Genomic DNA, 11,603 nt, shown 5'->3' with positions numbered 1-11,603 from the left:
GATTCCGATGGGTTATTTGGATGAGGCAGCCTGTGCGGCCACCTCGATCAACAGTGAAGCTAAGGACGAATCCCGCTTCGAGAAAGTACTGACACGTGGCCGTGGTGCATCGCGAGGTCCGCCGTCGCGATGCCACGCACAGTGGCGTGCCGCGGTCATGAGCTTGTCGTGAAGCGCTGGCGTCACGACAGCAGCATGCGGTGAATATCGTTGTAGAACGCCAGCCCCATCAGGGTGAACAGCAGCGCCAGGCCGATGTACTGACCGACGATCATGACCTGTTCGCTGACCGGACTGCCTTTGACCAACTCGACAAGGTAATACAGCAGGTGGCCGCCGTCCAAGACCGGGATCGGCAGCAGGTTGAGAATGGCCAGGCTCAGCGACACCAATGCCAGGAATTGCAGGAACCACGGCAGGCCCATGCTGGCTGATGCATTGGCCACCTCGGCGATGCCGATCACGCCGGAAAGGTTCTTCGTCGACGCCTCGCCGGTGAGCATCTTGCCCAGCATGCTGAACGTCTGCGTGGTGTTGCGCCAGGTGGTTTCCAGCGAAGCACCCAACGCGCGCAGCGGGCCGTAATGCAGGGTGGCCAGTTCGGTTACCGGCGAGCCCACGCCCATCACCCAGCGCGCCGGCTGGCCCTGCAGCGATTCGAAGCGGGTGGTGACATCCAGCTTCAGCGGTTGGCCGTTCCGGTTGACCACCAGCGCAAGCGTGGGCGATGTTGCCGCCTCCTTCTGCACCAGCTCACCGAACGCCAAAAAATCCGTTGCCGCCTTGCCGTTGACGCTGACGATGCGGTCACCCCCCTGCATGCCTGCCAGCGCGGCCGGCTGGCCCGCCATCACGGTGGCGGCGATGGCCGGCGGCGGCGCCAGTTTCAAGCCCAGCGTGTCGAGGTAATGGCCCACGTCCTGCCCGGCGGGCAATTGATTGAGCGGCAACACCAGCTGGCGTTGCGCACCATCGGCGTCGCGTACGGTCAGCGGCAGCGGTTGGCGGCCCAGCAGGGCGTTGGCCACCGCCGCCATGGAATCGCTCCAGGTCGACACCGGCTCGCCATCGACCGCCAGGATGCGATCGCCCGGCTGCACGCCAGCCACGGCGGCCATGCTGTTTGGCGTGGCGGTCACCACGGGCGCCACGTCGGGCTTGCCCAGCATGAACATCGCCCAGAACGCCACGATCGTGAAAATCAGGTTGAACCCGGGGCCGGCCGCCACGATGGCGATGCGTTTCCACACCGACTTGCCGGTGAATTCCTGCGCGCGCAGGGCGGGGTCGACCTCGCCCTCGCGGGCATCGAGCATCTTGACGTAGCCGCCCAGCGGGATCGCCGCGATCTGGTATTCGGTGCCGTCGCGGCCGACCCGTTTCCAGATCGCGCGGCCAAAACCCACCGAAAAACGCAGCACCTTGACGCCACAGCGGCGCGCGACCCAGTAATGGCCAAATTCGTGAAAGGTCACCAGCACGCCAAGCGTGACCAGCAACCAGAATACCGAGCCGAAGAAGGAAGTCATCAAGTGCCGAAGTTGAGGAAAATCGCGGGCTACAGAATATCAGCAAGCATGCTGCAGAACGCGACGGGCCGCGGCGCGGGCGATCCGGTCGCGTTCACATAGCGCCCCCACATCGACCACGGCTTGCCCCGGCAGTTCCGTCAATACGCTCTCGACGACGTCGGCGATCGACAGGAAGGGCAGCGCGCCGGCGAGAAACGCCTCCACGGCGACCTCGTTGGCGGCGTTGAGTATCGCCGGGCTGTCGCCACCGGCACGCAGGGCCTGATAGGCCAGCGCCAGGCAGCGGAAGGTCGACAGGTCCGGTGCTTCGAACGCCAGCGGCGCGCAGGCGGCCAGGTCCAGCGACGGCACGCCCGATTCCACCCGCTCGGGCCAGGCCAGCGCGTGGGCGATGGCGGTGCGCATGTCCGGGTTGCCGAGCTGGGCCAGCACCGAGCCGTCGACGTATTCCACCATCGAGTGCACCAGGCTCTGCGGATGCACCAGCACGTCGATGGCATCGGCGGGCGCGCCAAACAGGTGGTGCGCCTCGATCACTTCCAGCCCCTTGTTCATCAGGGTGGCCGAGTCGACGGAAATCTTGCGGCCCATCACCCAGTTCGGATGCTTGCAGGCCTGGTCGGGGGTGATGCCGGCCAGTTCGGCGCGCGTGCGACCGCGGAACGGGCCGCCGGAGGCGGTGAGAATCAGCCGTCGCACGCCGCTGCGGGTCAGCTCGGGGCGCCCGCCGGGCAGGCACTGGAATACCGCGTTGTGCTCGGAATCGACCGGTACCAGCGCGCCGCCGCCCACGCGCACCGCTTCCAGCAGCAGCGCGCCAGCCATCACGATCGATTCCTTGTTGGCCAGTAGCAGGTGCTTGCCCGCCTGCGCCGCGGCCAGCGTGGAATCGAGCCCGGCGGCCCCCACGATGGCGGCCACCACGGTGTCGCACAGGGTGCCGGCGGCCGCGTCGGTGATCGCCTGATGGCCGCTGGCAACGTCGCAGCGCACGCCGGCCGCGGCCAGGCGTCGGGACAGTTCCGCTTCCAGCGCGGGGTCGGCGATCACCGCCAGGTCCGGCCGGTGGCGCACACACAAGTCGGCCAGCACGGCGACTTGCCGGTTGGCGGTCAGTACGGTGGCGCGGAAGCGTTGCGGGTGGCGCGCGATGACATCCAGCGTATTGCCGCCGATGGAACCGGTGGCGCCAAGTACGGCGACCTTCTTCATGCCTGACGACCCATTACTTCAGAGGCCCAGCAGCCACAGGCCGGCGGCAAACACCGGCAAGGCGGCGAAGACGCTGTCCAGGCGGTCCAGCAGGCCGCCGTGGCCGGGGAAGATGGTGCCCGAATCCTTCACCTTGGCGTGCCGCTTCATCAGGCTTTCGATCAGGTCGCCCACGATGGATGCGGCGACGGTCAGGCACGCCAGTACGGCCAGGCCAACCAGCGAAGCGCCGCGCACATCCAGCAGCCAGCCACCGATCACCGCGACCAGGGTGCCGGCCACCAGTGCGCCGTAGGCACCCGCCCAGGTCTTGCCCGGGCTGACCTGTGGCGCCAGCTTGCGCTTGCCGAAGGTGCGGCCGCTGAAATACGCGCCGATGTCCGCGCTCCACACGATCAACAGGGCCAGCAGCGTCCACCAGTGGCCGTGCGGTTCGCGATCGTGGATCGCCACCAGCGCGATCCAGGCGGGAAAGATGATCAGCGCGCCGGCCATCAGCTTCAGCGCGCGGTTTTCGCTGGTGGGCGCGGCGGCAAACGCGAAATGGCGCAGCCACAGGCAGGCCACCGCCCACCACGCCACGCCCAGCAGCACCAGCGGTATCTCCACGGCGGCATGGCCCCACCACAGCAAGCCGAACACGGCGACCGCCGCCAGCAGCAGCACGATGGACGCCGCGCGGCTCTTCAGGCCGGACAGTTGCGCCCACTCCCACCACGCGGCGAGGAAGGCCACGGCGCAAAGCAGCGCGAAGATCGCCGTGGGCGGCCACAGGACGATCGCGATCGCCAACGGGGCGAGAATCAGGGCAGTGAGGACGCGCTGGAGCAGCATCAGGATACCTGGGCAGTGGTGGCGGCGACCTGCTCGCCGGTGCGGCCGTAGCGGCGTTCGCGGCGAGCGTAGTCTTCGATGGCCCCGCGCAGGCAAGCCTGGTCGAAATCGGGCCACAGGGTATCGGTGAAATAGAACTCGGCGTAGGCCGCCTGCCACAGCAGGAAGTTGCTGATGCGGGTTTCGCCACCGGTGCGGATGAACAGGTCCAGCGGCGGCGCATCGGCCAGGCTCATCCATTTGCCCAGGCGCGCTTCATCGATCTGGTCCGCTTGCAGCTCGCCACGCGCCACGGCGGCGGCGGCCTGGCGGCTGGCCTGGATGATGTCCCAGCGGCCGCCGTAGTTCACGGCCACGTTCAATTGCAGTTTGTCGTTATCGGCGGTGCGGGTCATCGCCGATTGCATGCGCCGGCGCAGCGGTTCGTCGAACGCGGTGAGGTCGCCGACGAAGCGCAGCCGCACGCCGTAGCCGTGCAATTCATCCACTTCCTTGTCCAACGCACGCACGAACAGGTTCATCAATGCGCCGACTTCATCCTGCGGCCGCTGCCAGTTCTCGCTGGAAAACGCGAACAGGGTCAGTGCCTGCACGCCTTCGCGCAGGCAGGATTCCACCGCCTCGCGCACCGCCTTGCGGCCGGCGTTGTGGCCGAAACTGCGCGGCTGGTGACGGGCCTTGGCCCAGCGGCCGTTGCCGTCCATCACGATCGCGATGTGGCGCGGGACCGCCGCCGCCGGCACGCTGGTCATGCGGCCGGCCGCGCGTGCCGGGTTACAGCGGCGGCAGCCGACGGGCTCATCATCAAATCGCCATCAGCTCGTCTTCCTTGGCTTTCACCACGGCGTCGACGTCCTTGACGGCCTTGTCGGTGAGCTTCTGGATTTCGTCGTCCACGCGGCGGTCGTCGTCTTCCGTGATCAGCTTTTCCTTGAGCAGGTCCTTGACCTGCTGCAAGGCGTCGCGGCGCACGTTGCGGATGGCGATCTTCGCGTTTTCGCCTTCATGGCCGACCATCTTGGCCAGCTCGCGGCGGCGCTCCTCGGTGAGCGCGGGCAGGTTGAGGCGGATCACGGTGCCGGCGGTGGTCGGCGTGATGCCCAGGTCGGAGGCCATCAAGGCCTTCTCGACCGGCGCCACCATCTGCTTTTCCCATGGCGTGATCACGATCGTGCGTGCGTCAGCCAGGCTGACCGACGCGACCTGGGTCAGCGGCATGTCGGAGCCGTAGTACGGCACCTTGATGCCGTCAACCAGCGCGGTGCTGGCGCGACCGGTGCGCAGGCGCAGCAGATCGTGCTTGAGGGAGTCGATGCTTTTGCCCATGCGGGTCTGGGCATCGTTCTTGATGTCATTGAGCATGTGGCGTTTCCCGAAGAGCTCTGGCAAGCAGACGATTATAGCAGCCGGGTCAAGCCGGCCGGCAGCGTTGCTGGCCTCAGTCGCCGCAAACCAGGGTACCGATCGCTTCGCCGCGCATGATCCGCATCAGGTTGCCCGGCACGGTCATGTCGTAGATGCGCAACGGCAACTGCTGGTCGCGGCACAGCGCGATGGCGGCGGTGTCCATCACTTCGAGCTTGTGCTCGATCACCTTGTCGTAGGCCAGTTGCTCGTAGCGCACGGCATCGCTGTGCTTGGCCGGGTCGGCGGTGTAGACGCCGTCGACCTTGGTGGCCTTGAGCAGCAGGTCGGCGCCGATTTCCACCGCGCGCAGTGCGGCGGCCGAATCGGTGGTGAAGAACGGGTTGCCGGTGCCGGCGGCGAACAGCACGATGCGGCCTTTCTCGATGTGGCGGATGGCGCGGCGGCGGATGTAATCCTCGGCCACGTCGTGGATCTGGATGGCGCTGGTGACGCGGGCGAAACCGCCGCGTTTCTCGATCGCATCCTGCATCGCCAGTGCGTTCATCACCGTGGCCAGCATGCCCATATGGTCGCCGGTGACGCGGTCCATGCCCGCCGCGGCAAGGCCCGCGCCGCGGAAGATGTTGCCGCCACCGATCACCACGCCGATCTGGATGCCGGCGCGCTGCACCTCGATGATCTCGTCGGCCAGGCGGCCGATCACCTTCGGATCGATGCCGTAATCGGCGTCGCCCATCAGTGCCTCACCGGAGAGTTTGAGCAGGATGCGGTGGTACTTGTGCGGGTTGCTCATGAGGACTCCGGATTGTGTGGGGTAAACCGGCATATTGTAGCGGAGCAGCGGAACGATGAGTGACTGTAGCGGGGAGCGGGTGGCGCGGGATCGGGCATGAATGGTGAGCCGTCAGGCGCGCCATCTTTCTCCCTCCTCCCCTGCGCGGCAGGGGAGGGGAAGGCCGCCCACGAAAAAGGCCGCGGTTTCCCGCGGCCTTTTCGCTTTCAGCAGTTTGTGCCGGCGATTACGCCAGGCCAGCCTGCTTCATCACTTCGGCGGCAAAGTCCTCGGTGGCCTTCTCGATGCCTTCGCCCACAGCCAGGCGGGCAACGGAGATCACGTCGGCGCCATCCTTCTTCAGCGCGTCGGCGACGGTCACGTTGGTGTCCAGCACGTACGGCTGGCCGAGCAGGGTGACCTCGGAGATGATCTTGTTGACCTTGCCGGCCACGATCTTTTCCAGGATTTCGGCCGGCTTGGCCTTGTCCTTGTCCGACATCTGGCTCAGCGCGATGTCCTTTTCCTTGGCCAGGAAGTCGGCCGGCACGTCGTCCGCGCGCACGTACGGCGGGTTCATTGCCGCCACATGCATGGCGATGCCCTTGGCCAGTTCCTCGGAACCGCCCTTGAGCGCCACCAGCACGCCGATGCGGCCGCCGTGGATGTAGGCGCCGATCACGCCGTCGTTCTCGACGCGCGCCAGGCGACGCACGTCGATCTTCTCGCCGATGGTGGCGATCAGGGCCTTGCCCGCTTCCTCGACGTTGGCGGCGCCGGGGTAGGCGGCAGCCTTCAGCGCGTCGATGTCGGCGGCGCCGGAGTTCAAGGCCACGTCAGCCACGGTGTCGCTGAACTTCAGGAAGCTGGCGTCCTTGGCGACAAAGTCGGTTTCGCAGTTCACTTCGACCAGCACGGCCTTGCCGGTGGCCTGGGCAGCCACGATGCGGCCTTCGGCGGCGATGCGGCTGGCCTTCTTGTCGGCCTTGGCCAGGCCGGACTTGCGCAGCCATTCCATCGCGGTCTCGATGTCGCCGTTGTTCTCGACCAGGGCCTTCTTGCATTCCATCATGCCGGCGCCGGACCGCTCGCGCAGCTCCTTGACCAGTTGTGCGGAAATATTGCTCATGGGTTGTCCTCTAATGCTTGAAAGCGCCGGGGCACGCATGCCCCGGCGCGGTTATCGCGTGCGGCGGATGCAACGGCGGCACAAGCCGCCGTTGTCGCGCTTACCTGGCGGCAGGGGCGCCATCGCGCGAACCACGGCCGCCGTCACGGCGCGGCGCGGACTTGCGCGGGGCAGCGTCGCGGCGCGGGCGATCGACCTTGGCCACCGGGTTGCCTTCCTCGTCCAGCTCGACGAAGTCGTTGCCGTCGCCCTGGGCGGCGGCCGGCGCGGCGGCCTTGCCTTCCAGGATGGAGTCGGCAGCGGCGCGGGCGTACAGCTGGATCGCGCGGATCGCGTCGTCATTGCCCGGGATGGCGTAGTCGACCAGGTCCGGGTTGTAGTTGGTGTCGACCACGGCGATCACCGGGATGCCCAGCTTCTTGGCTTCCTGCACGGCGATGTCTTCGTGGCCGATGTCGATCACGAACAGCGCGTCGGGCAGGCGGTTCATGTCCTTGATGCCGCCCAGCGAAGCCTGCAGCTTGTCGCGCTCGCGGCGACGGGCCAGCACTTCGTGCTTGACCAGCTTGTCGAAGCTGCCATCGGTCTCGGCCGCTTCCAGCTCCTTCAGGCGCGAAACGGACTGCTTCACGGTGCGGAAGTTGGTCAGCATGCCGCCGAGCCAGCGCGAGGTGACGAACGGCATGCCGGCGCGGGCAGCCTCTTCGGCCAACGGCTCGCGGGCGGAACGCTTGGTGCCGACGAAAAGGATGGTGCCGCGCTTCTGCGCCAGGCCCGACAGGAAGTTCATCGCGTCGGTGAACAGCGGCAGGGTCTTTTCGAGGTTGATGATGTGGATCTTGCCGCGGGCGCCGAAGATGTACGGGGCCATCTTGGGGTTCCAGTAACGGGTCTGGTGACCGAAATGGACGCCCGCTTCGAGCATCTGGCGCATGGTGACTTGTGCCATGGGGTATTACTCCGATTGTCGGCTCCCCTTGAAGGGAACCTGGGGTTGGGACCTCCACGCATCCCCGACTTCGACCGCGACTGCCCGGTTTGTGATGGGCGAGGCGCAGCACCCCGAAGACGGTGCCGATGCGTGTGTGGCGTTGGTTTGGGTGTTGTACCGCTGAGGGTTACAATCCCGGTTCGCTTTGCGCTGGGTAGCTGTCAAAACTGCTACGTCAGATCAGCAAAACTCCGAAATTGTAGCCGGTGCGCCGGCATAGCGGCAAGTCACCGGGTTCCCGAAGGCTTTGTCGCCACCGATTGAAGTGGAAACCATGGCCATCACCCTTAAATCCCCCGAAGACCTCGAAGGCATGCGTGTCGCCGGCAAGCTGGCCGCCGAGGTGCTGGCCATGCTGGTCGAACACGTCAAGCCGGGCGTCAGTACCGAGGAGCTGGACCGGCTCGCCTACGAGCACATCGTCAACGTGCAGAAGGCGATTCCCGCCAACGTGGGCTACCACGGCTTTCCCAAGACGCTGTGCACCTCGGTCAACCACGTGATCTGCCATGGCATTCCGAACGAGGGCAAGATCCTCAAGGACGGCGACATCATCAATCTCGACGTCACCGTGATCAAGGATGGCTGGCACGGCGACACCAGCCGCATGTACATCGCCGGCACGCCGTCGGTGCTGGCCAAGCGGCTGGTCGACACGGCATTCGAGTCAATGATGTGCGGCATCCGTGTGGTGCGCCCGGGCGCCACCCTGGGCGACGTGGGGCACGCCATCCAGCAGCATGCCGAGGGCGCCGGCTTCAGCGTGGTCAAGGAGTATTGCGGCCACGGCATCGGCAAGATCTACCACGACGAACCGCAGGTGCTGCATTACGGCAAGGCGGGCACGGGCGTGGAGCTGAAGAAGGGCATGACCTTCACCATCGAGCCGATGATCAACGCCGGCAAGGCGCAGACCCGCCAGCTGCCGGACGGCTGGACCGTGGTGACCAAGGACCATTCCCTGTCGGCGCAATGGGAACACACCATCGCGGTGACCGACGACGGCTTCGAGATCCTCACGCCCTGGCCCGATCAATGATCGCGACGTGCGGGAGTCGACCCACGACCTCCCGCACGTAATAAAGTGGCGTGACGTTTCCGGAACCATCCCGCTCATGCCGCCAACTTCCCCTTCCGTCGTCCTGCCCCCGTTGCCGCGCCTGCCCGTGGCGGTGCCGCGCTCGGGCGTTTCCAGCGATGCGCGCCGCGCCCTGCGGCAATTGCTGGGCGATGTGGATCGCGGCCTCACGGTGGCTTTCCGCGACGGAGCCGACGCCAGTGTGCTGGCGCGCCGGCGCAGCGAATCGGTGGATCGCATGCTCGCCCATGTATGGACGGCCTGCCTGGGCGAGGTCGACAACGCCGCGCTGTTCGCCGTGGGTGGCTACGGCCGCGGCTTGTTGTTTCCGTATTCGGATGTGGACCTGCTGGCGCTGGTCGACGCACCCTCGCCGGCGCGGTTGCGCGCGCTGGAGCAGTTCTTCGCCACGCTGTGGGATATCGGCCTGAAAGTGGGCCATGCCGTGCGCGAGCTGTCGCAATGCCGCGAGCTGGCGTCGAGCGATGCCACGGTGTTCACCAGCCTGCTGGATGCGCGCAGGCTGGTGGGTGACCCCGCCTTCGACGCCACATTGCGCACCATCATCGACGACCCGCAGCTGTGGCCCCCGGCGGATTACCTGGCCGCGCGCCTGGCCGAGCGTGACGCCCGCCACGCGCGCTACGACGACACCGCCTACAACCTGGAGCCCAATATCAAGGACGGCCCCGGCGGCCTGCGCACGCTCGACTCGCTGCGCTGGCTGGGCCGCCGGCTGGTGCATGCGGGCGGGTTCGAGGACATGCAGGTCGAGGGCCTGCTCGATCCGGCCGAACGCACCAGCCTGTGCGAGGCGGAGACCACGCTGCGTCGCTACCGCTACGCGTTGCACCTGGAGGCGGGGCGGCCCGAGGAACGGCTGCTGTTCGACTACCAGCGCGCGCTGGCGGCGCGGCTGGGGTTCGAGGACGAGCACGAGAAAAACCTGGGCGTGGAGCAATTCATGCAGGGCTACTACCGCGCCGCCAGCCAGGTGGAACGGCTGGGCGTGCAGGTGGCCGAACGTTTCGTGGAAATGCTTGAGCCGGCCGGTGACGAAGAGCCCGTCGGTGCGGACTTCGTGCGTTATGGCCGGCGGCTGGCGGCGCGCGATCCCGAACTCTTCATGCGTAGGCCGGCGGCGCTGATCGAGATTTTCATCGCGCGGCTGGATCTGCCCGGCGTGGTCGGTTTCAGTGCCGACAGCATGCGCCGCATCCACCGCGCCACCGCCGTGCACGAGGCGATGCTGGCCACCGACCCCGACGCGCTGGCCGCGTTCCTGCGTTTGCTGCGCCGGGGCGCGCCGGCGGTGGATGCGCTGTGGCGGATGAATCGGCACGGCTTGCTGGCGGCGATCCTGCCTGCGTTCGGCAAGGTCTTTGGTCGCATGCAGTACGACCTGTTCCACGTCTACACCGTCGACGAACACACGCTGCGCGTGCTGCGCAACATGGCGCGCTTCGCCGACCCCGCCGCGAAGCGCGATTTTGCGCTGGGCTGCGAGATCTGGGCCGACATGCCCAAGCCGGAGATCATGCTGCTGTCCGCGCTGTTGCACGACATCGCGAAGGGTCGCGGCGGTGATCATTCGGTGTTGGGCGAAGATGAAGCACGCGCGTTCTGCACCCGATTGGGGCTTTCGCGCGGCGACGTCGAGCGCGTGGCCTGGCTGGTGCGCTGGCATCTGCTGATGAGCACCACCGCCCAGCGGCAGGACATCACCGACCCCGACGTGGTGCAGCGTTTTGCCGAAAAGGTGGAGAACCGCGAACGGCTGGGCCAGCTCTACCTGCTCACCGTGGCCGACGTGATCGGCACCAGCCCGCGGCTGTGGAACGCCTGGAAGGATCGCCTGCTGGCCGACCTCTACCACGCCACGCGCTACGCCATGAGCCGCGACGTGGACCTGCCGCGCGATGCCGGCGAACGGGTGCAGGAATGTGCGGAGTATGCGCTGGCGCTGCTGATGGACCAAGGCGTGGCCGAGGCCGACGTGGAGCGCATCTGGGCGGATTTCCCGCAGCTCAGCTTCCTGCGCCACCGGCCGGAGCAGATCGCGTGGCAGACGGCGGCCATCCTGCGTGCCGGCGGCGGGGTGCCGCTGGTGGCCGTGCACCCGATGTCGGTGCGCGGCAGTACCGAGCTGTTCGTCTACACGCCCGACCGCGACGGCCTGTTCGCCTCCGTCACCGCGATGCTCGACCGGCTGCGTTTCTCGGTGATGGAAGCACGCATCCTCAGCTCGCCCAAGGGCATGGCGATGGATACCTTCCTGTTGCTGGAGGCGGACAGCCAGCAGCCGGCCAACGCCGTGCGTGCCGAGGAACTGCAGCAGCGCCTGCAACGCGCGCTGACCCTGTCGACCGGCGTGCAGCCCAGCAAGCGCAGCATGTCGCGCCATCAGCGGCACTTCCAGACCGCGCCCAAGATCAGCTTCGACGATGCGGGCGACCGCACCCAGCTGGCGCTGGTCGGCACCGACCGTCCCGGCCTGCTGGCGGCGGTGGCGCAGGTGATCCTGGATGCCGGCGCACGCGTGCACGACGCGCGCATCGCCACCTTCGGCGAGCGGGTCGAGGATTTCTTCCTGCTCAGCGACCGCCACAACGCGCCACTCGACCAGGCGCTGCGCGATCGCCTGCTGCATGCCTTGCTGGAACGCATCGGGCCGTCCAAAGACTGAG

10 protein-coding genes are annotated in these 11,603 nt (G+C 67.0%); 2 read left to right on the top strand and 8 right to left on the bottom strand.

The genetic code is table 11. The annotated features are described in order from the left end of the window. Positions 1-182 precede the first annotated feature (182 nt). From rseP to rpsB, 8 genes are all read right to left on the bottom strand, one after another. Positions 183-1,529: an RIP metalloprotease RseP gene (gene rseP, locus ACFPK0_RS11240; protein ID WP_056077527.1), complete on the bottom strand. Its 1,347-nt coding sequence runs from the start codon at positions 1,527-1,529 to the stop codon at positions 183-185. Positions 1,530-1,568: 39 nt separating this feature from the next. Beyond that, entirely contained in the window at positions 1,569-2,744 is a 1,176-nt protein-coding gene (locus tag ACFPK0_RS11235; RefSeq protein WP_377340849.1) for a 1-deoxy-D-xylulose-5-phosphate reductoisomerase, read from the bottom strand. 18 nt (positions 2,745-2,762) lie between these two features. Continuing rightward, entirely contained in the window at positions 2,763-3,578 is an 816-nt protein-coding gene (locus tag ACFPK0_RS11230; RefSeq protein WP_377340847.1) for a phosphatidate cytidylyltransferase, read from the bottom strand. Further along, positions 3,578-4,330, bottom strand: coding sequence for a polyprenyl diphosphate synthase (uppS, locus tag ACFPK0_RS11225; RefSeq protein WP_377340845.1), 753 nt, complete (start codon positions 4,328-4,330; stop codon positions 3,578-3,580). The genes ACFPK0_RS11230 and uppS overlap by 1 nt, the downstream gene beginning before the upstream one ends. A gap of 52 nt (positions 4,331-4,382) precedes the next feature. Further along, positions 4,383-4,940 (bottom strand): ribosome recycling factor, encoded by a 558-nt coding sequence (gene frr / locus ACFPK0_RS11220; protein WP_056077540.1) that lies wholly within the window; start codon positions 4,938-4,940, stop codon positions 4,383-4,385. A gap of 76 nt (positions 4,941-5,016) precedes the next feature. Continuing rightward, positions 5,017-5,739, bottom strand: coding sequence for a UMP kinase (gene pyrH / locus ACFPK0_RS11215; protein WP_377340843.1), 723 nt, complete (start codon positions 5,737-5,739; stop codon positions 5,017-5,019). A gap of 226 nt (positions 5,740-5,965) precedes the next feature. Beyond that, complete coding sequence (gene tsf, locus ACFPK0_RS11210) at positions 5,966-6,847, bottom strand: translation elongation factor Ts (RefSeq protein WP_377340841.1); 882 nt, start codon at positions 6,845-6,847, stop codon at positions 5,966-5,968. Positions 6,848-6,947: 100 nt separating this feature from the next. Beyond that, positions 6,948-7,796, bottom strand: coding sequence for a 30S ribosomal protein S2 (rpsB, locus tag ACFPK0_RS11205; protein ID WP_056077545.1), 849 nt, complete (start codon positions 7,794-7,796; stop codon positions 6,948-6,950). Positions 7,797-8,112: 316 nt separating this feature from the next. On the opposite strand from rpsB, the gene map reads away from it, so the two are divergent. Then, on the top strand, positions 8,113-8,877 hold the full coding sequence (map, locus tag ACFPK0_RS11200; protein WP_056080717.1) for a type I methionyl aminopeptidase: 765 nt from the start codon (positions 8,113-8,115) through the stop codon (positions 8,875-8,877). Between the two features lie 76 nt (positions 8,878-8,953). Then, complete coding sequence (gene glnD, locus ACFPK0_RS11195) at positions 8,954-11,602, top strand: [protein-PII] uridylyltransferase (protein WP_377340837.1); 2,649 nt, start codon at positions 8,954-8,956, stop codon at positions 11,600-11,602. Position 11,603 lies beyond the last annotated feature (1 nt).

The organism is Rhodanobacter ginsenosidimutans (assembly GCF_042655685.1).
Taxonomy (GTDB): domain Bacteria; phylum Pseudomonadota; class Gammaproteobacteria; order Xanthomonadales; family Rhodanobacteraceae; genus Rhodanobacter; species Rhodanobacter ginsenosidimutans.
This window is presented reverse-complemented; position numbering and strand designations above follow the sequence as displayed.